22 protein-coding genes and 1 pseudogene are annotated in these 21,005 nt (G+C 59.4%); 11 read left to right on the forward strand and 12 right to left on the reverse strand.

The window, feature by feature from the left end:
• Positions 1-22: 22 nt before the first annotated feature.
• Entirely contained in the window at positions 23-328 is a 306-nt protein-coding gene (locus NKK52_RS07780) for a nucleotidyl cyclase domain-containing protein (protein WP_031214161.1), read from the reverse strand.
• 347 nt (positions 329-675) lie between these two features.
• Between NKK52_RS07780 and NKK52_RS07785 the strand changes: the two genes are divergently transcribed.
• Genes NKK52_RS07785 through NKK52_RS07795 form a run of 3 tightly spaced genes read left to right on the forward strand, consistent with a single transcriptional unit; the run spans position 676 to position 2,512 of the window.
• Complete coding sequence (locus NKK52_RS07785; protein ID WP_023702905.1) at positions 676-1,284, forward strand: hypothetical protein; 609 nt, start codon at positions 676-678, stop codon at positions 1,282-1,284.
• Positions 1,281-1,673 (forward strand): phage holin family protein, encoded by a 393-nt coding sequence (locus NKK52_RS07790; RefSeq protein WP_023702904.1) that lies wholly within the window; start codon positions 1,281-1,283, stop codon positions 1,671-1,673. The genes NKK52_RS07785 and NKK52_RS07790 overlap by 4 nt, the downstream gene beginning before the upstream one ends.
• On the forward strand, positions 1,670-2,512 hold the full coding sequence (locus tag NKK52_RS07795) for a hypothetical protein (protein WP_352628622.1): 843 nt from the start codon (positions 1,670-1,672) through the stop codon (positions 2,510-2,512). The genes NKK52_RS07790 and NKK52_RS07795 overlap by 4 nt, the downstream gene beginning before the upstream one ends.
• 147 nt (positions 2,513-2,659) lie before the next feature.
• Here NKK52_RS07795 and NKK52_RS07800 read toward each other — a convergent pair whose 3' ends face one another.
• From NKK52_RS07800 to NKK52_RS07825, 6 genes are all read right to left on the reverse strand, one after another.
• Entirely contained in the window at positions 2,660-4,291 is a 1,632-nt protein-coding gene (locus NKK52_RS07800; RefSeq protein WP_023686074.1) for an ABC transporter ATP-binding protein, read from the reverse strand.
• Complete coding sequence (locus tag NKK52_RS07805; protein WP_352625198.1) at positions 4,281-5,057, reverse strand: ABC transporter permease; 777 nt, start codon at positions 5,055-5,057, stop codon at positions 4,281-4,283. The genes NKK52_RS07800 and NKK52_RS07805 overlap by 11 nt, the downstream gene beginning before the upstream one ends.
• A gap of 104 nt (positions 5,058-5,161) precedes the next feature.
• The gene (locus NKK52_RS07810) at positions 5,162-6,208 is read right to left on the reverse strand and encodes an ABC transporter permease (protein WP_023673826.1); all 1,047 of its coding nucleotides are present in this window, start codon (positions 6,206-6,208) and stop codon (positions 5,162-5,164) included.
• 87 nt (positions 6,209-6,295) lie between these two features.
• Positions 6,296-7,903: an ABC transporter substrate-binding protein gene (locus NKK52_RS07815; protein WP_023686073.1), complete on the reverse strand. Its 1,608-nt coding sequence runs from the start codon at positions 7,901-7,903 to the stop codon at positions 6,296-6,298.
• Positions 7,904-8,024: 121 nt separating this feature from the next.
• Entirely contained in the window at positions 8,025-8,378 is a 354-nt protein-coding gene (locus NKK52_RS07820) for a Rieske (2Fe-2S) protein (RefSeq protein ID WP_023673824.1), read from the reverse strand.
• Positions 8,379-8,389: 11 nt separating this feature from the next.
• Complete coding sequence (locus NKK52_RS07825; protein WP_031194312.1) at positions 8,390-9,472, reverse strand: amidohydrolase family protein; 1,083 nt, start codon at positions 9,470-9,472, stop codon at positions 8,390-8,392.
• A 129-nt stretch (positions 9,473-9,601) separates the two neighbouring features.
• Between NKK52_RS07825 and NKK52_RS07830 the strand changes: the two genes are divergently transcribed.
• Complete coding sequence (locus NKK52_RS07830; protein ID WP_023673822.1) at positions 9,602-10,459, forward strand: LysR family transcriptional regulator; 858 nt, start codon at positions 9,602-9,604, stop codon at positions 10,457-10,459.
• A gap of 90 nt (positions 10,460-10,549) precedes the next feature.
• Positions 10,550-11,626 carry an FAD-binding oxidoreductase gene (locus tag NKK52_RS07835; protein WP_031204576.1) on the forward strand — a complete coding sequence of 359 codons (1,077 nt, stop codon included), beginning with the start codon at positions 10,550-10,552 and terminating at the stop codon, positions 11,624-11,626.
• 526 nt (positions 11,627-12,152) lie between these two features.
• Here NKK52_RS07835 and NKK52_RS07840 read toward each other — a convergent pair.
• Positions 12,153-13,348 (reverse strand): annotated as a pseudogene (locus NKK52_RS07840) (IS256 family transposase).
• Positions 13,349-14,090: 742 nt separating this feature from the next.
• On the opposite strand from NKK52_RS07840, the gene NKK52_RS07845 reads away from it, so the two are divergent.
• On the forward strand, positions 14,091-14,840 hold the full coding sequence (locus NKK52_RS07845; protein ID WP_352446944.1) for a hypothetical protein: 750 nt from the start codon (positions 14,091-14,093) through the stop codon (positions 14,838-14,840).
• Between the two features lie 1,575 nt (positions 14,841-16,415).
• Here NKK52_RS07845 and NKK52_RS07850 read toward each other — a convergent pair.
• The gene (locus tag NKK52_RS07850; RefSeq protein ID WP_023670645.1) at positions 16,416-16,718 is read right to left on the reverse strand and encodes a DUF1330 domain-containing protein; all 303 of its coding nucleotides are present in this window, start codon (positions 16,716-16,718) and stop codon (positions 16,416-16,418) included.
• A gap of 556 nt (positions 16,719-17,274) precedes the next feature.
• Here NKK52_RS07850 and NKK52_RS07855 point away from each other — a divergent pair.
• Positions 17,275-17,406, forward strand: coding sequence for a hypothetical protein (locus NKK52_RS07855; RefSeq protein ID WP_352628631.1), 132 nt, complete (start codon positions 17,275-17,277; stop codon positions 17,404-17,406).
• 357 nt (positions 17,407-17,763) lie between these two features.
• Here the strand turns inward: NKK52_RS07855 and NKK52_RS07860 are convergent, their stop codons facing one another.
• Entirely contained in the window at positions 17,764-18,303 is a 540-nt protein-coding gene (locus NKK52_RS07860; RefSeq protein ID WP_031204353.1) for a VOC family protein, read from the reverse strand.
• Between the two features lie 112 nt (positions 18,304-18,415).
• On the opposite strand from NKK52_RS07860, the gene NKK52_RS07865 reads away from it, so the two are divergent.
• Genes NKK52_RS07865 through NKK52_RS07880 form a run of 4 tightly spaced genes read left to right on the forward strand, consistent with a single transcriptional unit; the run spans position 18,416 to position 19,958 of the window.
• Positions 18,416-19,042 carry a LysR family transcriptional regulator gene (locus tag NKK52_RS07865; protein WP_023670649.1) on the forward strand — a complete coding sequence of 209 codons (627 nt, stop codon included), beginning with the start codon at positions 18,416-18,418 and terminating at the stop codon, positions 19,040-19,042.
• On the forward strand, positions 18,948-19,262 hold the full coding sequence (locus NKK52_RS07870; protein ID WP_081725499.1) for a LysR substrate-binding domain-containing protein: 315 nt from the start codon (positions 18,948-18,950) through the stop codon (positions 19,260-19,262). Before NKK52_RS07865 ends, NKK52_RS07870 begins: the two co-directional genes overlap by 95 nt.
• Before the next feature lie 34 nt (positions 19,263-19,296).
• Positions 19,297-19,674, forward strand: coding sequence for a transposase (locus tag NKK52_RS07875; protein ID WP_023685380.1), 378 nt, complete (start codon positions 19,297-19,299; stop codon positions 19,672-19,674).
• A 5-nt stretch (positions 19,675-19,679) separates the two neighbouring features.
• Positions 19,680-19,958 (forward strand): hypothetical protein, encoded by a 279-nt coding sequence (locus NKK52_RS07880; protein ID WP_023670652.1) that lies wholly within the window; start codon positions 19,680-19,682, stop codon positions 19,956-19,958.
• Positions 19,959-20,067: 109 nt separating this feature from the next.
• Here NKK52_RS07880 and NKK52_RS07885 read toward each other — a convergent pair whose 3' ends face one another.
• Both NKK52_RS07885 and NKK52_RS07890 read right to left on the reverse strand, forming a co-directional pair.
• On the reverse strand, positions 20,068-20,256 hold the full coding sequence (locus NKK52_RS07885; RefSeq protein ID WP_245263151.1) for a hypothetical protein: 189 nt from the start codon (positions 20,254-20,256) through the stop codon (positions 20,068-20,070).
• Complete coding sequence (locus tag NKK52_RS07890; protein ID WP_023670653.1) at positions 20,246-20,470, reverse strand: hypothetical protein; 225 nt, start codon at positions 20,468-20,470, stop codon at positions 20,246-20,248. Before NKK52_RS07890 ends, NKK52_RS07885 begins: the two co-directional genes overlap by 11 nt.
• Positions 20,471-21,005: the final 535 nt, after the last annotated feature.

Raw genomic sequence — 21,005 nt, forward strand, 5'->3', positions numbered from 1 at the left:
ATTCTGGGCACTCCGCCGGACGTCACGAGTCCTCGATGCGCAGGCCGATCTTTCCCGCTGCATGTTCCTGCACGCGTTCGGAAACGCAGATCCTGCCAGGCTCGGCGATCCTCTCCAGACGCGCGGCGATGTTGACCCCCGCGCCCAAGACGTGACCGTCCTGTTCGATGATGTCGCCGACGGCAATACAGGGATCGAGGTGGTCACGTTGATGGCTGTTCAAGCGCTCGAGGGCACCTTCTTCGTCAGCGCCCATCAGTTGACTGTACCCGGCGAGGTCAGCCGCAAGGATCGCCGAGAGCTTGCGCTCGACCCGACCGATTTCCATCCAGTCCCTCTGCAAGGCGTCAGGATCATATTTGCCCAGGTCAAGCGATCCAAGTCCGCTCTTCCGGTTTTCTTTGGGATCGCGTCAACCATGTCGGGCGCACCCGTTCGTACGGAGCAACTGGGGCTCCGCACGAGGGACAGGGCAACTCACTGGTGACTGGGTGCGTGCCTGACGAAGCTCTTCGTTTCGGCTGAGATAAATGCTCTCACTTACGGAACATCGCAGGTTCGTCGAAGTTGGAAAGCTACGGAGGACGTGCACATGAACAGTGTAATCTATCTTATCGGCCTTATCGTCGTCGTGCTCGCGGTCCTCTCCTTCCTCGGTTTTCACTAGGTGGCCTCATGCAGCATGAGAACGATCAGGGCGGACAGCCCACCGAATTCGACAAGGCGAAAAGCGACGTCTCCGAAAGACTTCGCCAGGAAAATGAGCGTGCCAGCGAGTTGCTTCACGACGCGCGGGACGAGGTGACCCGTAAGGCTGGCGACTATGCATCTGAAGCCACGCAGGTCATCTCCGACAAGGCGGAGGAGGCGCAGCGCGACATCGGATCGAGCTTGGCGGCGTTGGGTGGTGCACTGCGAGCGGCCAGCGATCACCTTGCCAGCAACGATGAAAGGAACGCATCGAAGTTCGCTTTGGATGCTGCCAGTGGCCTTGAGCGGCTTTCATCGTCCTTGAAACAGAAGCCCTTTAGCCAAGTCCTTGATGACGTGCAGTCCTTCGGCCGCCAAAATCCCGGTGTCCTGCTTGCGGGATCGGTGTTAGCCGGATTGGCTCTCGGGCGGTTCATCAAGGCTTCTCCACCGGCAAGGCGCGAATCTCAGGCTGCTCCGGGAGACCTCGGATCACACACCGATCAGGCCCAGGGTTGGTCCGCTGATCGTTCGCAGGATTTTGGCCTCGTCGGTGATGACGGGGCCACGCAGAACGCGGAGCAGGACAGATGAACACCCAGGACAATCCCAGCCTTGCCGGGCTAGTCACCGATTTGGCCCAGAATGTCACCACTCTGGTGCAAACCGAGGCGAGGCTGTTTCGGGCCGAGCTCTCTGAAAAGCTTACCAAAGCCGGAGCAGGTGCCGCGGAAGTGCTGGGCGGCGCGATTTGCCTGCTCGCCGCGCTCTTGGTGTTGCTGCAGGCGCTCATTATCGCACTGACGCGGGCAGGGCTTGGCGCGGGGTGGTCTTCCCTGCTGGTCGGTGTGGTCGTGGCGGTCCTCGGCGTCATCCTGCTGCGGACGGGGACGGCCAGCATGGCGCCTTCGGAACTTACCCCCGACCGGACCCAGGGACAGCTCAAGCGCGACGCGAGCGCGATTAAGGAGCAGGTGAGATGAACGAGAAATCCGCAGGCGAACTTGAACGCGAGGCCGAGGCTGCTCGCGCTCGGGTGATGGAGACCGCCGAATCCATTCGAGGCAAGATGACGCCTGGACAATTGCTGGATGAGTTCACCGGGCTGTTCTCGGGAGGGGAGAGCGCGGCCATGCTCAGCAATCTCAGAACGCAGGTCCGAGACAATCCTTTGCCGGTCACCATGGTGGGCGCAGGTCTGGCCTGGCTGATGTTCGGCAGCGGTACCTCAAACACCGCCCACCGTTCGGCTGGCTATCCATTGCCTTCAGCGCCGGGACGACATGATGTAGCAGGGGAGCGCGGCGGCTTGGGCGGCACGCTCTCCGACGCCGCGGAATCGCTCTCCTCGAGCGCTGCCAGCGTCGGCGACACCATATCGAGCACCGCAAGAGCCGCTGCGGCGGGTCTGACGGGAAGCGCTGCCAATGCAAGCTCGACGACTGGGGACATGGCGGCGAAAGCCAGCCGCTCCGCGCAAGATCTGTTGGAGGATCAACCCTTGGCCGTTGCGGCCGTCGGTCTCGCCATCGGCGCCGCTATAGGTGCAATTCTGCCCCATACCGCAACGGAGGACGAGCAACTAGGCGCCTATGGCGACAAGCTTCGCGATTCCGCCGAAACTTTGCTCGACAGGGGCCTCGATGAGGCCAAGCAGGTCGCCGCCGACGCCTATGAGACCATCAAGCAGGAAGCTGCACGGCAAGATATGGAAGCAGACACGATAGCCGATCAGCTCGGCGAGATCGTGAAGTCCACAGCAGACAAGACCGAGCATGCCGTGCGCGAACGTATTTCCGATACGCCTCAGCGTCAAACCTAGCCTGATGGTCCTGGATCAGCGATAGACGGTTCCAGAAGGCGTGCATAATAGTCGCGCTGATCGCTGCGCGTGGAGCTCGATCATGCCCTTCAAAGCACGTGGAAGATGGGCGGACGGGGACTTAATTCCTGACCACCTTGCAACCTGTCAGATTTTCCGACTGGCCAGCAATCTTGTCAGCCAGTCAGGATCCATTTCGGGAACAGAGGACAAAAGCCGTTCGGTGTAAGCGGCATGCGGAGGTGTGAGAACCACGCTCTTCAATCCCTGCTCGACGACTTTGCCGCCGTGCATGACGACAATCTCGTCTGCTATCGCGCGCACCGTGGCAATGTCATGGGTAATGAAGATGTAGCTCATCCCGAGTTCACGCTGTAGGCGCATCAGAAGCTTGAGGATCTCCTCCTGCACAATTTGGTCGAGCGCGGATGTGATCTCGTCGCAGATGATAAGCTCCGGTTCGGCAGCCAATGCCCGCGCAATGCAGACGCGTTGTTTTTGGCCACCTGATAGCTCGCCAGGTAGACGTTCCAGAAAATCCTCGCTCATCTCGACCATGTGCATAAGTTCGCTTATCCGGCGATCTCTCTGCGCGCCTTTGAGGCCGAGGTAGAATTCGAGTGGCCGCTCTAAGACTTCTTCGACCGTTTGGCGCGGATTAAGGGCGTTGTCGGGCATTTGATAAATCATCTGGACGCGACGCAGGACCTCCTTGGGCCGCGCCTTCAGGCTCTTGGAAAGGAGCTGGCCTGCGAAAGAAATCGAACCCGAACTTGGCGGCAAGAGTCCGGTAACGACTCGAGCGAGCGTCGATTTCCCAGAACCGGATTCGCCGACCACAGCGACTGTTCTTCCGCGCGGAACCTTGATGGAGACATCCTGGAGCACCTTGACCCCTCCGGCATAAGCCGCGGTGACGTTGTCTATCGTCAAGAGATAGTCATCGGCTGGAACTTCGGGCTTGGCGAGCTTGCGGACTGCCCAGAGCGTCCTCGTATATTCCTGGCTGGGGGAGGCCAGCATCTGGCGTGTGTCAGCCACCTCCACGGTAACTCCGTGTCGCAGAACCATGATGCGATCCGCCATTTGCGCCACCACCGCCAGGTCATGCGTTACGTAGATTGCAGCAGTACTGAATTCCTCAACGATGTTGCGAATGGAGGCAAGGACTTCAACCTGCGTGGTCACATCGAGCGCCGTTGTTGGCTCGTCGAATATTATGAGGTCCGGTCGACAAGCCATTGCCATCGCTGTCATGGCCCGTTGCAACTGCCCGCCTGAGACCTGATGAGGATAGCGAAAGCCTATGCTCTCGGGTTCTGGGAGCTGAAGACGCCGATAAAGATCCACGGCGCTCCGGTTCGCCTCTTCCCGGCTGACGATTCCATGCGCCACCGCGGTTTCGATGGTTTGTTCCAAAAGTCGATGTGCCGGATTGAAGGAGGCCGCCGCGCTTTGCGCGACATAGGCAATGCGGGAGCCCCGGAGACGACGGCGCCCCTTTTCATTGACTGCCAGGAGATCAATCCCGTCGAACAGGACCGAGCCCTGTGTGATCCGGCAGCCCGGTTTGGCATAGCCCATTGCGGCAAGGCCAATGGTGGACTTGCCGGCGCCTGACTCGCCGATTAGGCCAAGAACCTCCCCCCGCTTCAGCGTAAGATCGATCCCGCGGACGATGGGATGCCACTGTTCGTCCGAGGATCCCTCCACATGCAGATTGCGGATTTGCAGTAGATCCTTTCCTTTTTCGCGTGAGCCTGGATCGCTACTTTTCATCCCGCAACCCGCTTGTTGCGTGCAGGTACCAGTCCACAACGAAATTTACGGATACGGTAAGAAGAGCTATCGCGCCGGCCGGAAGCAGCGGCGTGACATCGCCGTAAGTGATCAGGGTTGCGTTCTCGCGCACCATTGATCCCCAATCGGCCGTCGGCGGCTGAATACCGACTCCGAGGAACGACAGCGCCGCGACTGTCAGGAACACGAAGCAGAATCGCAAGCCGAACTCGGCGACCAGTGGAGGCATGACATTGGGAAGGATTTCATTGGCGATGATCCATCTCGGTCCCTCGCCGCGCAATCGCGCCACCTCGACATATTCCATCACGGCCACGTTAAGCCCAACGGCGCGAGAAAGCCGAAAGACACGGGTGGAATCGAGAAGCGCAATGATAACAATCAGGCTGGTGATCGACGAGCCGAAGATCGACAGAAGCACCAGCGCGAAGATCAGACTCGGGATCGACATCAGCACGTCCACCGCACGCGACAAGATCTGGTCGAGCCACCCCCTATACAATGCGGCAAGGAGGCCGAGCGACACGCCTACCGCGAAGGAGAGCAATGTAGTCGCGACCGCGATAGCGATGGTGTTGCGCGCACCGTAGATCAAGCGGGTGAGCATGTCGCGGCCGAGCTGGTCGGTTCCCAATTTGAATTCCTGATTCCACGGCGCGAAGGCTTCGCTGAAGACCTGCGTCTCGCCATATGGGGCTATCCAGTGCGCGAAGACCGCAACAAGGACGTAGCCAACGATCACCACGATGCCGAACCATGCACTAAGCGGTGCCTTCTTCAGCGCTGTTGTCGCCCGGCTGGCACGCGAGCGCCTCAGCCTCTGAACCGCCGCGATAGATTGGGATCTGGTCATCGAGGGTGCAAGAGCCTGGGGTTGGTGGCGATGGAAATAATGTCGGCCAGCAGGTTGAGAAGGATGTAGGTCGCGGCGAAAATCAGGGCACAGGCCTGGACAACCGGAACATCCCTGGATTTTACCGCATCAACCATCAGTTGGCCGATCCCGGGATAGACGAAAACGACCTCGACCACGACCACTCCGACGATGAGATATGCCATATTGAACGCCACGACAGTGACGATGGGAGCCCAGGCATTGGGCAGGGCATGCCTCAGCACGATCACCATCGGGGACATTCCCTTGAGGCGCGCCATATCGATGTAGGGGCTTGCGAGCATGTTGATGATGGCCGCTCGGGTCATGCGCATCATGTGGGCCACGATCACGAGTGTAAGGGTGATTGCCGGCAGCGCCACTTTCCAGAGGTGCTCCCAAAATGGGGTCTGATCGTTCACATTCGACAATGTCGGAAATTTGGGAACCGCATTGAGTGCCCAGGTCAGTGAGATACTGAGCCAATGGGGCAGGGATTGAGCGAAATCGGATGCAATGAACGTGTCGCGCGAGATCACCAGGTAGGCGAGCATATAGGCGACGAAAAACTCCGGGAACGAAATAGTTGTCAGTGTCACGGCATTCACCAGCCGGTCGAACCAGCCGTTGCGGTACAGCGCGGCGAGAATGCCAAGCCCAAGCGCCAGCGGAACCGCTATCAGCGCGGTCACCGCTGCAAGAAACATCGTATTGTAGAGGCGTGGCGCGATGATCTCGGCCACGGTACGCCGATATCCGGTGCGGCTCGCGAACGAAGAGCCGAAGTCGCCGTGAAGCATTTGCGCGACCCAGACGAAATAGCGCTCGACAGGCGGACGATCGATGCCGATTTCCCGCTGAAAGGCGGCGACCGTTTCGGGCGTCGCCGACTGCCCGAGCGTGGCCTTGGCGAAGTCGCCCGGAAGCATCGCGATGGCAGAGAAGATGATGATGGACACGATGAACAAAGTGACCAGGCCGAGGCCAAGGCGCTGCAGAACCGTTCTTGCGACGGGGTTCATGTGAGTGCCGTCTCCCTTTGGGCGGCAGTCCTGCACTCGGAGCAAGCCGACCGGAGCCTCACAACCATCGTGGCCCCGGCCGCCTTTTCATGCCGTGGCGATCCACCAGCGTTCGGCCATTTTCAGTCCATCGTTCTCCCAGTTGGGCGCCACTTCGCCATGTGCGAGCTTTTTGGATTGGGCGCTGACGAAATTGTTGAAGACCAGCACGATGCTGCCGCCATCGTCGTGGGTTAGTTGCTGCATCTCGGCATACATTCCCGCTCGCTTGGCCTCGTCCGTCTCGGCCCGCGCCTTAACAAGCAATTCGTTGAAATGGGGATTTTTCCAGAACGACTCATTCCAGCTGGAGTCCGCGGCGAAGGCTTGCGTGAACATCCAGTCGGCCGTCGCTCGACCGCTCCAATAGGATGCGCACCAGGGTTTCTTGAGCCAGATATTGTCCCAATAAGCGTCCTCGGCCTCCCGCACGACATTGACGTCGATGCCGCATTGGGCTGCCGTCTCGCGAATGAGCGAAGCCGCATCCACCGCGCCTGCAAAAGCGGCATCGGCGACCGAGAGATCCACCTTCAGGTTCTCCATTCCGGCCTTTTTCAGGTAGTGCTTGGCTTTTTCCGGATCGAAGTTGTGTTGCGGTTGCGGATCCTTGGCGAATTTGATCGCTGGCGCGATCGGGTTGTCGTTAGCCACGGTGGCGTGGCCGAGAAAGATCTTGTCGACGATTTCTTGGCGATTGATCGCCCATTTCAATGCCGTTCGCACGTCTGGATTATCAAACGGCGCCATCGCGGCATTCATCGGCAAGGTATAATGTCCGTAGCCGGTGACCTCGACGATTTCCACCTTCGGATTGCGTTTCAACATGCCGAGGGTCTTGAGGTCGGCGCGGCCGATATAGTCCACCTCGCCCGTCGACAAGGCCGCCATGCGAGCGGCAAGATCAGTGATGGCGATGAATTCCACCTCGTCGAGATAGGGCTTGCCGTTTTTGAAGTAGTTTGGATTGCGCTTGAGTTTCGCCGAAACGCCGGGCTGGAAATTCTCAAGGAGGAAAGCGCCGGTGCGAACCCCTGAAGCCCAGTCCGCCTTGCCGTCCTTGGCTGGCATGATGACCAGATGGTAGTCACTCATGATGTAAGGGAAATCGGCGTTGCCGCTCTTGAGCGTGAAGACCACCGTTTCCGGGCCGTCGGCCTTGATCCCGGCGACGGACTCCAACAGCGACTTCGCCGCCGATTTTGTGTCCTTGCCCATGTGATATTGCAATGACGTCACGACGTCATCCGCCGTCACAGTCTTGCCGTTGTGGAAGGTTGCGCCTTTGCGCAGCTTGAAGGCCCAGGTCTTGGCCCCATCCGAAGATTCGAAGCTCTCGGCGAGGTCCGGTTGGACATTGCCTTTGGCGTCGACCTCAGTGAGGCTGTTGGATAGCGAGCCCGAAAACGCGGTTTGTGTGAACGTATCGGGGTAGCCGGCCGGATCGATTGAATCCGTCGTCGCGCCATGAGCCATGCCGAGCTTGGCGAAGCCGCCGTGCATCGGTTCGGCACGCGCCCTGGCGACGAAGAGCGTGTCGGCGGCGGCGACCGTCAGGCCTGCGGCTATCCCAAGATGAATGAAGTCGCGGCGGGAAACTTTGCCGCCACCGACCAGGCTTTGCGCGAGACCAAGCTTGTATTCAGATTCTGACATTTGACTCTCCCATTGCGGAGTTCTCCGCGTTATTTTTTTCAAGCACCTGCGAACAAATCTGCTAGTTGGCTTCGGCCATCTTTCTTCGAATTTTTCCAATCCCAATCGGCTTTTGGGCCAATCAGGCCGTCACATAGATGCTGCCGGCTTCGACGGTGACTGGAAATGTGCGAGCGCGAATGGACGGATCGACCAAGGCTTCACCTGACTTGATGTCGAATTCCCAGCCATGCCAGGCGCATCGAACGATCTCGTTTTCGCGATGATAGATGAATTGCGCTTGTTCAACGGGCGCGGTTGTCCCGCATTGCGGTCCCTCGCAAAGTGGAGCGCCGCGGTGCGGACAGACATTCAGCAGCGCGTGGAATGAATCTCCGATGCGGAAAATCCCGACCGAAAGGCTGCGGATCTTGGCGATAAACGGAGATCCTGTTTCGATCTCGTCGACGCGGCAGATATATGTCTTCTCGGGCATCGTATGCTTCCTCAGGCAGCATTCGCGGCTTGCGCACGGGGGATGCGTTTGTAGACTTCCAACGCATTCAGTCCCATGATCTTGCTCTTCCAGGCAGGAGGGATTTGCAGCGTGTTGGCATCGTCGTAATCCCAGTGCGGATAGTCCGACGCAAACATCAGCGTGTTTTCCCCGTCCATCGCTTCGAGCGTGGACCAGAGATGTTGGATGTTTGCAGGTTGCTCCAGCGGCTGCGTGGAAAAGCGGATGTTGCGCCGGCAATATTCCGATGGCAGCATCTTCAGCCATGGCGTCTCTTTACGCAGCGCTTTGTAGTCGGCATCCAGGCGCCACAGGACCGACGGAACCCAGGCGACACCGCACTCGATGATCACGAAGTAGAGGTCCGGCCACTTCTCGAAGACGCCATGGGCGATCATGCTTGCCACGTGCGACATCGCGGACATGTGCAAAATGGCATGCGTTTCCCAGAAGAATGTCGTGGGCGCAGGCGCAATGGCAGTTGAATTCACGCCGCCATGCCCGCCCAGATGTATGGCGAACGGCAACCCTACTTCAGCGCAAGCTTCGTAGATCGGATGGTAGAACGGGTCTCCATACGGCTTGACGGACCCTTGGGAAGCGAGAACCTGGACCATACGCGGATGACTGCCCAGACGGCGTATCTCGGCGGCAGCGAGCTTCGGATCCTGTGGTGCGATGATGATCGAACCCATGAAACGATCGTCTTTCGGCAGCCATTGGTTGATCTGATAGTCATTGTAGGCGCTGACTAGGGCGCTGGCATAGTAAGGATTGGCGAGGGTCGACGCCTCGATCGGCTCATCGCCGGTGAGGATCGCCACGTCGACTTTGTACTTGTCGAGGTGCTTCTCTTTCATGATGAGATAATTGTCGGCTTCCGTCTTCGGACGGACGTCCTTGCGGGAGAAGTCCTGCGGATGAAACCAGGGGCGATGGCCATGCGGAAATGCGCCGACTGGACCTGTTTTCTCGCCCTCGGTGAACATGTCTTTCCACAAGCCGGAAAGGTATGGCGTCAACACGGTGGCGCTTGACCAGTAATTGTGACAGTCGCAATCAACTATGAACACTTTGTTCCGCTCCGTGGCCCGTCCCGGCGGTGCGCCGGCCGATGATCTGGTGCAGCTTCCCCCTTGAGTATTGTTTGATCAAGCTTATGGTAGGCAGGAACATGATCGAATTTTTCGATCGGGATTTCCATGCAGCTTGATCACATCGAAACCTTTCTCGACATCATCGAATCGAGAAATTTCAATCGCACCGCAGATCGGTTGGGCTTAACCCAATCGACAATCAGCACCCGCATCAAGAACCTGGAGAGCGCAATCGGATCTGAACTGTTCCAACGCGGACGCGCCGGGGCAGAGCCGACTGCCGCAGGGCGCCGGTTCGAAGCCTACGCAAGATCTCTGGTATCCACTTGGTCGCAGGCTCGCCACGATGTCCGGGCCTTCAACCGTTTCGAAGGCACCTTGCGCGTTGCCGCCCAAGTGGGCATGACCCGCTCAGTCCTGCCCGGGTGGGTCGAAACCCTGTGCCAAGCACTTCCGAAGTCCTCAATCCATGTCGAGTCGGATTATTCGAACCAGATGGTCAGCGACCTCAGCATGGGAAACCTGGATATCGCGGTGCTTTATGCCCCCCGCTACTTGCCTGAGATCGCATACGAGCACCTGATGGTCGAGGAATATGTAATGGTTTCGACTGCCGCCAGAAACCTGTCGGACGTCGATCCCGACACCTACATCCGACCAGGCTACACCGTCGTGCTGGAGAAAACGCACGCAGAGATGCTGGCCCAATTGGCGATCTGCCGACTTTCGACCGGATCGGAAGCTCTGGCGGAGATCATGCTCCGGCGAACGGGCGGCACTTGCTACATGCGCAGCGATGATGCGCGCAGGTTTACCGGTGAGCTTCCATCGTTCCTGGTCGAAGGAGCGCCGACCTTGCACCAGCCAGTCCATACGGCGATACTGGCACGCCGCAAACACGAACCGATCATTCGCAAAGGCATCCGTGCTCTCCATCTCGCTGTTATGTCGCTGGAGGTTTAATCGATATTCCCGATCATAACGCTGGAATAATATTGCTGTTCAGCGGGGTAAGAACTGGCATGTTCGCTCGACCTAACGCCGAGCCGCACGATGAATGCATACGCCTCCATCCAAGCCTCAGATGTCGTGCCCACCATGCGTCAGCGGCGATGGGCACAAAAGACGCGAGATATAGTGCTCTGCCGTCGCGTGATAGACGAGACGCACGATGTGAAAACATTTGTTCTCACATCTGCCGCTGGTCGGATGTTCTGCTTCAGCGCGGGCCAGTATGTTCTCGTGCACCTCAGGATCAACGGCGCCACAATAACGCGCGCCTACTCGGTATCGTCACCGCCGACGCGACCGCTTGATCTTCAGATCACCGTGAAGCGAACGCAGGGCGGGCTCACTTCCAACTGGATCCATGACCATTTGACGCCGGGCAGCGAGATCGAGATCGAAGGGCCGCTCGGTTCGTTCAATCTGGATAAATTGCCGTCGGAGAAACCTGTTTTCCTTTCGGGCGGGAGCGGCGTGACTCCGACCATGTCAATGCTGCGTGCGCTTACAGACCGCGCAGACGACAGGGAGATCCGCTTCATTCACAGCGCGAAAACCCCAGGCGACATCATCTTCCGAGCGGAACTGGAAGCACTTGCCGCTCGCTTTCCCAATGTTCAAGTGACTTTGGTTTGCGGCCAGGGAGGTCCCGCTTGGACGGGTTCAACCGGCCGAATTGATGGTCGGATGCTGCTGAGCCTGGTTCCCGATCTTCAAAAGCGCACTGTTTTTGCCTGTGGGCCCGAAGGGTACATGAAGACGGCACGCGCCTGCCTTGATGCAATAGGCTTCCCGCCAGCGCAGTATCACGAGGAGAGTTTCGGAGGCAGCAATGGTTCTCGGTCGGAATTGGGCTTGGCGATTTCGTCTTCGGTCCGTTTTGTCCGCTCGGGTGTGGAGCATCGCTGCGCGCCCGGAGAGACCCTGCTGGACGCGGCGCGGAACTGTGGCATCTACATCCCAACCGCCTGCCAGCAGGGCGTTTGCGGAACGTGCCGAATAGCCAAACTATCCGGCGAGGTTACCATGGACGATTTAGGCGGACTGAATGCTAAAGAGAAATCTGCCGGCTATGTCCTGGCATGTTGCAGCCGCCCGCGAGGGACGGTTTTGCTCGACGCTTAGCTCGGCGTTGTTGACTGTTGGAAGATTCCGTCGGCGCACGCATCGGCGTCAGGGTCTAACCCAACGGCTCGACGCTCGAAGCTGTCAGTCCGTTATCGGCCCCCAAATGAGACGTTGGAAGCATTGAGGGCAGGGGACAGTTCGTGGCGCAAACGAGATAGCAGCTCCGAGTAGTCATCGCTGTTCGCGAAACGGTCGATTTCTGGACATCGCAATGTCGGGTATGGACTAACGCGCTATCTCGGCTCGAGGACCAATTCAGGTACGCGCCTGACATTAGGTATTGAGCATAGATCCGTGCGTCCCGGAAAGCGGACGCGGCACGATCCGGGTTAGGCGAGTAAGATACGCTCGATGACGGCGGCGCGCGCGGGAACGTCGCAACCAAGGATGAAGCTGTTGCTGGAGTCGAGCGGGCATTCACGCGGCCATGCCGGAGCAGATCGGCGCTACGACGGCCCAGCAGCCTTTGTCGCGGGGGGTTGTGTGCGTCAAGTTCTGCAAAATGGGGCAGCCATGATGCTGGTCATGCGGCTTGGCGCAGAGCGAGTTTCTTGTGCTCGCGCAGGTCGTCCATGTTGATGTATCGGTTGGCCTCCATCCAGTTTTCATTGGTCTCGACGGCCAACGCCCTGACCAGGCGCATGCAGCTTTCGGTGTTGGGGAAGATGCGCACGACATAGGTGCGCCGGCGGATTTCCTCGTTGAGCCGCTCCAGCATGTTGGTGGATTTGAGATGCTTGTGGTGCTGTCTCGGCAGCCTGAAGAAGGTCAGGGTTTGTTCGATGGCATCCTCGGCCCAGCCTGTCAGGCGCGGATAGCGTGCCGACCATTTGGCAAGCCATGCGGCAAGATCAGCCCTGGCCTCTGCGAGATCGCGCCGGTCGTAGAGCCAGCGCAATTCCTGCAGGCAGTCGTCGCCGTGCTTCCTCGGCAGATGATCGAGCGCGTTCCTGAGGAAGTGCACGTAGCAGCGTTGCCAGGCGGCTTCGGGGATCACCTCGCCGATCGCTGCCACCAGGCCGGCGTGATCGTCGGACACAACCAACTCGACGCCCTTGAGGCCGCGCGCCTTGAGGCCGACGAGGAAGTCCCTCCAGGCCGAGCGGCTCTCGCGATTGGCCATCTCCACGGCCAGGATCTGGCGCCTTCCGTCCCAGTCGATACCGACCGCGATCAGCACCGCCTGGCTCATGACAACACCGGCTTCACGCACCTTCTCGTAACGCGCATCGAGGATGAGGTAAGGAAACGGCTCTTGAAGGGGGCGCCTGGCAAAGGCAGCGAGGCTCTCGTCCAGCCGCTTGTTGATGGCCGAGATCGACGAGGCCGAGAAGGCATGGCCGCACAGTTCTTCCGTGATCGCCTTGACCTTGCGGGTCGACACGCCCTGGACATACATCTCCGCCAGCGTCGCCACCAAGGCCCGCTCGGAACGCTGGTAGCGCTCGAACAGCTCGGTGGAGAAGCGCCCGGCACGGTCCTGCGGAACCCGCAGCTCGAGCTTGCCGACCCGCGTCACAAGGGTACGGCCGTAATAGCCCGAGCGATAGCCAAGCCGTTCGGGCGTGCGCTCGCTCTTCGAAGCACCCAGCGCCTCGTCCATCTCGGCCTCAAGCACCTCCTGCATCACCGCAGGATCACTTCGTGCAGCCCCTCCGGGTTCGAAAGCAGAATGTCTTTGACGGCAGCGCTGGCGGTCTTAACTTCAGTCTTGGTCATGGTGGCGTTCCTTCGCGGGAATCAGGTGACGTGAACAATCACCAGCCTGCCATGACCGCCCCCTCTCAGCGAATTTGCAGAACTCTCAGCACACTACCTCGCGGGGGGACACCTTGCGGCGGGCGGGCCGCTGGGCCCGACCGGTGAGACTCAGCGCCCGCCGGCAAACAATATCGCACGCCTGCCAATGCCCACGAATCATACAAACGGAGGAAGGAAGATCTAACCAGCTATCGCCATTTCCGATGCGAACGCCTAAGCCTTTTATGAGACCTAAGCGCAGCTTGCAGGCCGCAGCATGGTCCCAATTTGGGACGAATAGTTTGGCACCCATATTGCACCCACATCTTTCGCCGGCTGATCCCCGGTCCTGATCGCGTACTCTGATCAGGTGTAAGGCTCGCCGGGCTCGAGGTAGTTGGGGTCTTCGCCCGGCGAGTTGTCTACCAATGCGCAGTCACAGCCACACGGTGACGCCATACTCCGAAATGCCGCAAGCATTCCGCGGTTGTGCATCGCCCGACCAAGGTCCGATCGGTATGGGACTTCAGTCGCGCAAAGGGCGATACGGTCTGCGACTCCGGATTTTTTGCTAGATTTCAGAGGGTTACAAAGCGCTTCGCAGTCGTCAGTCGCTCATTGCAACAAGCATTTATCTAAAGTTCATTCAGTCGAATTAGGAAACTCTTATAAGCCGCTCTATAACGAATCGGCGAGGTGGCTATTCGACTGAGGAGGTACCATGACATCCCGAAAAACGCTGTTGGCAGCGCTTGCCGCGCTTGCGCTAGTGACCGCTCCTGCTTTCGCTGGCGCGGGTGGAAACGGAGGTGGTCACGGCAATGGTGGTGGTCACGGCAATGGCGGTGGTCACGGCAGTGGCGGTGGTCACGGCAATGGCGGTGGTCACGGCAATAGCGGCAAGTCCGGCAACAGCGGCGGGAAGTCCGGCAACAGCGCTTCGCACGGCAAGTCGGCATCGGCTCACGCCGGAAAGAAGGCCTCGGCCGACGACCAGGTCGCCGTCGACGACATTGAGGTCGCCGCGACGCCTAAGGACAAGAACATTCACGCCAAGCTTGGCCGGCTGAACTCGCTGCAGCGCAACATCAACGCATATATGAACTCCAAGAGCAAGAAATTCGCCGGCATTCAGGCTTATGTGACAGCGTCGGCGGCCGCGAAGAGCGCCCAAGCCGCGGTGGATGCCGCCCAAGCCGAAGTCGACGCTTTGAACGCCAAATTGAACGACCCGAATACTCCGGCCGACCAAGTCCCGACCCAGGAGCAGATCGATGCAGCGCAGGCAGCGCTCGATACGGCCAATATAGCGGCGGCCGATGCTGCTGCCGCCGTCCCATCGCTGGATGACGCGCTCGCCGATATGGCCAACAAGCCGGTCGACGCCAAGGTCACCGAATGGGCCAACGGCGTGCTTGCCGAGAAGATCGACGAGATGGCTGCCAAGCAGACTCCCGCGGCAACGCCGTAAGGCGGTCACAGCCGAGCGATCCTAGCCGAACGTCCAAGCCGCCGGGTCACACCCCCGGCGGCAGGGCGACGACGAGCTTGCCACCTTATTCTCCTCTTTGAGGGCGACCCTAAACAAGCGGAGTCGCTACCGACGCGTAGGAACAAAAGTGCCGAAATACCGTGTTGAGGATATCGCAGCCGATGCCGTGACGGCCACCCACACCGTCAACGCGAAAACTCCGATCAGGGCGGCGCGCGAAGCGGCGGAACGCGACGTCATTCTACGCCCGGCCACATCTTCGAATACAGCTCAGCCTGTAGGGCGGTCCATACCCGGCTGGCCGCGGCTCACGCTGGTTTCTTGAAACGCACCATGCCGCTGACCTCGATGAGTTCGACTATTGACCCGGACCAGGGTTCTCTCGGTCTGGTTTTGAGCGAGGGGGGAAGCAATACGATTTCCTGGACGTGCCGCTTGAGGCGTTTGTCGCGTTCAAATCTGCCTTCACCAAGGGCCGCTATTCAACAATCACATCCGCAACCAACTATGCATTCCGGCTCGCCCAAGAAAAGGCTGCAGGCTCCTTGGACGATTAAGGGAGGTTCTTTCAGAAAAACGGCCCGCGCTGATCGAAGGGCGCGGGCCGGTCCGTTGCCGCCGGTCGGCAGCGGGAGGCATCCATTCCGGCCGGTGCAAACCGGCCCCTCCCGCCACAATTAGCAACCTTCGGCAGTCGTTTTCATCTGTCCAGGGGCTGCGGACTTGGCACTGGTGTCATCCTGTTGACCAGGAGCGGCCTGCTTAGCACTGCCACTCTGCTGGCCCGGCGCACAGTCCTTCGCTGAGTTCGAATTGGTCGACTTCGTTGTGGTCGAATCCGTGTTGTTATCTGTCGTCGGCATCGTTGTGGTAGTGGAGGAGCCACTCGACGTCGTCCCTGTTGTCCCTGTTGTCCCTGTCGTCCCCGCGAACGCAAGCCCGCTGGAAAGAGCCATCATGGCAGTGGCAAAAAGAAGCCGTTTCATTCTTCATCTCCTAATGGCAAGTAATGTCCCTTCCATTCGATAACGGGGGATGCGAAGGATCGGTTCCAACGCGACCTTGTCTTGACCGGCAGCTTTGGGGCGGCCGTTAGCGGACTGGCAGCCTTCACGCGGCGGATCTTCGGTAGCTGACATTCCGGCTAGCGCGGACATCGCCTTCCCCATGGGCAGAAATTAGTCTCCTGGGGCCCGCCCACGTTTCTCTCAAGCCACCGATTTCATGGCCGACAGGTTATCACGATGTGTCTGAAGGTGGAGAAGCTGATCGTCGCCCCTTGGTTGTGCAGCCCTTCAGCCGTGGGCCAACCTCCGAAAACCCTTGAAAAAGGACTTGAAGTCGTCCCGCACCAGAGCGAACGTCTTCGGATGATCGGGATAACACGGCGGTCACGAGACACCTGTTCCCGCGTCTTTTGCTCGCTCGCCGGCGCAGCGGCAAATTGATCATAGAGTGTACTAAGTGGTCTTGCTGCTCCGGCATCTCGCCGTGAGGAAGAAATGACGCTGAGGATGCCCAACTGTCGTCGGGTCCGCTGGCCGCGCTTATGGGTCACGCCGCAGGCGTTGCAATCCCTTCTAAAGCGATGATCCTGGTGTTAGCGGAACGTTTGCGGATCTCGATCAGCCGGGCGTATTCCGGCGAATTATACCAGCCCATCAATGACGCCATGTCGGGGAATTCGACAATGACCAGTCGGTGTGGATCCCAATCACCTTCCAAAACCTTGGTGGCGCCACCGCGGCCCAGGTACCGCCCACCGTACCGCTCTTCGGTAGCGGGAACGTCCCGCCGATATTCCTCGAACAAGGCAGCGTCTTTTACGTCTACGTCCGCTATCAGATAGGCAGCCATCTGTGTTTCCTCCTTAGACCTCGCTCGCCCTCCTCGGCTTCGGCGTCGTCGGTCCGCACCCTAACGGCCATCTCCGTGGCGACATCCAGCGCCAGCGCGCTTTTCGATGATTGTTGGCGCTGCCACGGCTTTCCTTCTTTCGCATAGTTCGCAAAGATTAGCATGATCGCTGCTCTCGTGTCTGGCGGTCTCCCTCAAAGCGTCATCGAGCGCCCTTCAGATGAGACACCGCCGTCTCGACAGGTAGGCTCGGCAGGGTTCGGTATTTCTTCGGTTCTTTTCAACCAAAGCTTGTCGAAAAGCGCGAATGAAAATAGGAAATATGCAACCTGAAAGAATGATAAAAATCAGCAAGGTCCATGCAAGGGACTTCCAGAACGAATCGGTTTGCTAGGTAAGTCCAGGTCGCTACCACGGTCGACGTGGCAAACATCCCAATCAGTAATCGCGGAAAAAACATCATGTTCAATGCCGCCCCATAGCTGGACCGACCGGTCTCACGTCTACTCCCCAGAAGAACGTAAGGTTTCACTAATTAGTAATTGCGCAAGCACCAATGGCCAGAACCAAACCTTCCGAACAGCTTTCCCGGGCTGAAATCGAGCGCTTCCTGGCGGCAGCCGAAGCGCTGCACAAGAGCATCGTCGGGCCGCTGTGCGTACCACAGCGAGCATGCCAAGCTCTGTGAGCTCCATCGACCCCTTTTGAAGGCGATCGAGAACATCACCGGCCACAAGGCGCAGTTCATCCAAAGGAACGGGACAGGGCCGTCTCAGCCGCGCGGGAGCCGTCTGGCTAGCCGCCGGTCAAGTCCTAAGCTCGGATGCGAAGCTTCGCTTCTCTTCCCGCAGGGTATTGCGATGCATTTTAAGCGCTTGAGTTTGCCGACGGTCTTCTCGAAGCGTACACTTTATTACCTGGGGTGGCGAAGCCCGCCAGCCGAATGGTTGCCCTCCGCTCGCAGCCAACCGGCTCCGTGGCTCGGTGAATGGCTAGCACTGTCGCAGCAGTCCTCCGAACGCAGCCCGCCATGGCGGTGGCCAGCTTAGCAGTCTGATGCCCCCTCGTGGGCGAGATTGTCCACGTCGAGCGGATTGCTGACCAGTTTCAGCGCGCCGTCCGGGTTGCGCGGCCATTCCGCTTCCGGGCGATCCCAATAGAGTTCTACCCCGTTGCCGTCGGGATCGCGCACATAGATCGCCTCCGAGCCGCCATGGTCATTCGCGCCGGTGAGCGTCACCCCTGCTGCTCGCAGGCGGCGCAGCGCAGCCGCCAACGCCGCCCGTGTCGGATAGAGAAAGGCGACATGGTGTAGGCCCGTCGTGCCAATGGGGGGCGCGGCGCCGCCGCGGCCTTTCCAGTTAGTGAGCGCCAGATGATGGTGATATCCGCCCGCCGCGAGAAAGGCAGCCTCCTCGCCTAGCGACAGGTTGACGCCGAACCCGAGGGCACCGCAATAAAAGGCTAGCGATCGCTCGATGTCGGCGACGTTGAGATGGACGTGACCGACCCGAACGCGCGGGTTGATGGCATATTTTTCGACGAAGCTGGCGGCGTCATTGGGATTGATCGATTGATCGTTCATGGCCTCCGCTCCCCTGCTGGCGATTTCGACAAGCGTAAATATCGCGCAAATGCATTGCCCGGAAAATATGAGATGACTGGAATGAGCATCCCGTTTTCTGCATAATCCGGGAATGCGCATCGACGAGATATGTGTCTTCATCAACGTCCTCGAGGCAGGGAGCTTTGCCGGCGCGGCGCGCCGTCTCGGCATGCCTGCAACGACAGTGAGCGCCAAGGTCGCGGCCCTGGAGCGACGGCTCGGGCTCTCGTTGATCCAGCGCACGACCAGAAAGCTGCGCGCTACGCCCGAGGGCCAAGCCTATTTCGAGCGGTGTCGCATCGCGCTGCGAGAAATCGAGACCGTCGAAGCTGAGCTTCGCGCAGAGTCGGCGGGGATGGACGGACAGCTTCGGCTGACGGCGTCAGTGGATATCGCGCAGACGCTTCTACCGCCTGTTATTGCAGCGTTCCGTAAGGCTTATCCGGCGGTCGCCGTTGATCTCTTCGTCACCGACCGCGTTGCCGATCTCGTCGCCGACGGCATCGACCTCGCCGTGCGCGTCGGCCCGTTGCGCGATTCCAGCCTGATCTCACGCGCTTTCGTGACGGGTCCTTCAGGACACTTCCAAGGCCTACCTCGGCCGCCGGGGCACACCTGTCTCACTGGAGCAACTCGAACATCACGATCTAATCGCCCTCAGCAAGGCATGGGCGCGACCGCTGCCGATGCTGGCGGGCGACCGGAAGATCGGTGTTGACCTGACAGGGGGCCTCACCTGCGATGATCTGCTAACGGTGAGGGCGCTCGTGGCGATAGGATTGGGCATCAGCTTTCTTCCAGGCTATCTCGCCCATCAGCTCGATCTGGTGCGGGTACTCCCCGAACTGCGTTCACCGTTTGCCGGCCTATTCTCTGCTTATCCGGCACAGAAGTGGGCGCAACGACACCGGTATTGGTTTGAGAGGAATCCGGTGTGATTCATAGATTGCCGACTGATTCTGGAGGTCGGCAATGTCTACGAAGATGACGGAGATGGATTGGTCGGCGGCGCTGGAGGTGTTCCGCGGATCGCTGCCACGGCGCGGAGCCAAGGGTCGGGACGACCCTGCTATTCGTGGAGGCTCTGCACTATTCTCAGTCCACAACATTACATGGCGAGCGCTGCCGGAGCGTTTCGGCAAATGGAACAGCGTTTGGAAACGCTTCGACCGGCTGAGCAAGGCGGGCGTGTTCGAAACGTTCTTTGATCATCTCGCTGCGCTCTCGTCGTCGGCGCACCTGGTGCAGATGTTCGACAGCTCCGTGGTGCGCGGTCATGTCTCGGCGGTAGGGGCAAAGGGCCTAGGCGATAAGATAGGTATTGCCCTGCGGAATCGGGTGGGATTCTAACTGCGATGACACACGAATTGCTTGCAGACGACGGTTGGGCCGAGACGATTGAGCTTCTCGGCGGCGAAGATTTGCTTACGCGGAGCGCCCGCGAGACGAAGGCGTTCCTGCGTCCGCAGGGCGTTCAATCGGCGCCCGATTTGTTGCGCCTGACGCGCGGCGGCTTCTCGACCAAAATCCATCTGAAGACACCTAACGCGTTCATTGGACAGCGACCCATTACTTGGCCCGCCGGCTCATGTTGGCGGGCTTTTTTGCGTCAGTCGGGAACAACCTCGCTCTGAGGCTGTTCGGTCACACCCGGCTCGTTCTTCAGCGATTCCTGCCGGTGACCAAGATGTCCTCTCCACTCGTCATGGTCGGCCCGCGCAGCCTCGGAAGCAGGCGCGGGCCTCATTCGCCGTCATTGCTGTGTTCTCGGTGCGCAACCGCTTCTTTGAATGAGCGTGCTGCTGCATCGCAAGCGACACGTGAGGAGCCGTTCACGGACAGGATGATTTCGGCTGCCTTCACGGTCAAACCGTGTTTTTCGGCGAACTCTGCGGCTGTGTATGCGAGTTTTGTTTTTTCGCTACTCCGCATTTCTGACTCCATAGATCTCTTGCGCCTCGTGCAAGCTCTGTCGGGCCTGTTGCAGTGATCGATGCAAGTTCGCCAGCAATTCGTCGGCGTCGGCCGTCGGACTGCCTTCGTGATCCAGTAAGCCGACGATAATATCCTGCTTGGAAACGATGCTCTCGTTGTGAACGAGTTGGCCCATAAAATACATGAGCCGGCTCTGTGCCGGTGTGGGCATGGGCCTTCTCCCTGGTCGGGCGAAAGCCTGATGATCGCTCCCAAGCGCCTCGTGCCTGTTTGTTTTTGATTTTTCGAGGCGACCGCAGCAGTGTGCGCTCGTTAGCAGGCCATGGCAACCGGCCAGGCAATTGCAGCATCCACGCTGCGCACGCCGCCCTGACCGCGCGTGCCGGCCCCTGGCGTCGCTCGGCCGCTACTTCAGTGTTTCCGGTTGACAATCGTGGTCGGCGCACCGCATTTTCGCATTGAGGGACAAACGTGGGGAACCCTGCATGAAGAAGCCTTATCAGAAGCCGGAACTAAAGAAGCGCGAGAAGCTCTCGGCCGTAACGGCTGTGTGCACGCCATCAACCTGCACCGATGAGTGAGAACCTTTAGGCCCAAGGCGCTTTGCCGAAATTCGCTAGAGAGGGACTGCAGTGAAGAAAGAATACAGCAAGCCAGTACTGACCAAACGTGGGCGTCTCAGCGCAGTGACGGCGCAATTGGCACCCAGTGTTGAACCCAGAGGAGCCTAGGCAAACCCCTGCAAC

Origin of the sequence: Mesorhizobium sp. C277A (genome assembly GCF_040324395.1) — a bacterium.
Classification (GTDB): domain Bacteria; phylum Pseudomonadota; class Alphaproteobacteria; order Rhizobiales; family Rhizobiaceae; genus Mesorhizobium.

Excerpts from the sequence above, each read along its gene's own strand:
- NKK52_RS07780 (WP_031214161.1), bottom strand. The coding sequence starts at position 328 with ATGGAAATCGGTCGGGTCGAGCGCAAGCTCTCGGCGATCCTTGCGGCT.
- NKK52_RS07785 (WP_023702905.1), top strand. The coding sequence starts at position 676 with ATGCAGCATGAGAACGATCAGGGCGGACAGCCCACCGAATTCGACAAG.
- NKK52_RS07790 (WP_023702904.1), top strand. The coding sequence starts at position 1,281 with ATGAACACCCAGGACAATCCCAGCCTTGCCGGGCTAGTCACCGATTTG.
- NKK52_RS07795 (WP_352628622.1), top strand. The coding sequence starts at position 1,670 with ATGAACGAGAAATCCGCAGGCGAACTTGAACGCGAGGCCGAGGCTGCT.
- NKK52_RS07800 (WP_023686074.1), bottom strand. The coding sequence starts at position 4,291 with ATGAAAAGTAGCGATCCAGGCTCACGCGAAAAAGGAAAGGATCTACTG.
- NKK52_RS07810 (WP_023673826.1), bottom strand. The coding sequence starts at position 6,208 with ATGAACCCCGTCGCAAGAACGGTTCTGCAGCGCCTTGGCCTCGGCCTG.
- NKK52_RS07815 (WP_023686073.1), bottom strand. The coding sequence starts at position 7,903 with ATGTCAGAATCTGAATACAAGCTTGGTCTCGCGCAAAGCCTGGTCGGT.
- NKK52_RS07820 (WP_023673824.1), bottom strand. The coding sequence starts at position 8,378 with ATGCCCGAGAAGACATATATCTGCCGCGTCGACGAGATCGAAACAGGA.
- NKK52_RS07830 (WP_023673822.1), top strand. The coding sequence starts at position 9,602 with ATGCAGCTTGATCACATCGAAACCTTTCTCGACATCATCGAATCGAGA.
- NKK52_RS07835 (WP_031204576.1), top strand. The coding sequence starts at position 10,550 with ATGAATGCATACGCCTCCATCCAAGCCTCAGATGTCGTGCCCACCATG.
- NKK52_RS07845 (WP_352446944.1), top strand. The coding sequence starts at position 14,091 with ATGACATCCCGAAAAACGCTGTTGGCAGCGCTTGCCGCGCTTGCGCTA.
- NKK52_RS07850 (WP_023670645.1), bottom strand. The coding sequence starts at position 16,718 with ATGGCTGCCTATCTGATAGCGGACGTAGACGTAAAAGACGCTGCCTTG.
- NKK52_RS07855 (WP_352628631.1), top strand. The coding sequence starts at position 17,275 with ATGGCCAGAACCAAACCTTCCGAACAGCTTTCCCGGGCTGAAATCGAG.
- NKK52_RS07860 (WP_031204353.1), bottom strand. The coding sequence starts at position 18,303 with ATGAACGATCAATCGATCAATCCCAATGACGCCGCCAGCTTCGTCGAA.
- NKK52_RS07865 (WP_023670649.1), top strand. The coding sequence starts at position 18,416 with ATGCGCATCGACGAGATATGTGTCTTCATCAACGTCCTCGAGGCAGGG.
- NKK52_RS07875 (WP_023685380.1), top strand. The coding sequence starts at position 19,297 with ATGTCTACGAAGATGACGGAGATGGATTGGTCGGCGGCGCTGGAGGTG.
- NKK52_RS07880 (WP_023670652.1), top strand. The coding sequence starts at position 19,680 with ATGACACACGAATTGCTTGCAGACGACGGTTGGGCCGAGACGATTGAG.
- NKK52_RS07885 (WP_245263151.1), bottom strand. The coding sequence starts at position 20,256 with ATGCGGAGTAGCGAAAAAACAAAACTCGCATACACAGCCGCAGAGTTC.
- NKK52_RS07890 (WP_023670653.1), bottom strand. The coding sequence starts at position 20,470 with ATGCCCACACCGGCACAGAGCCGGCTCATGTATTTTATGGGCCAACTC.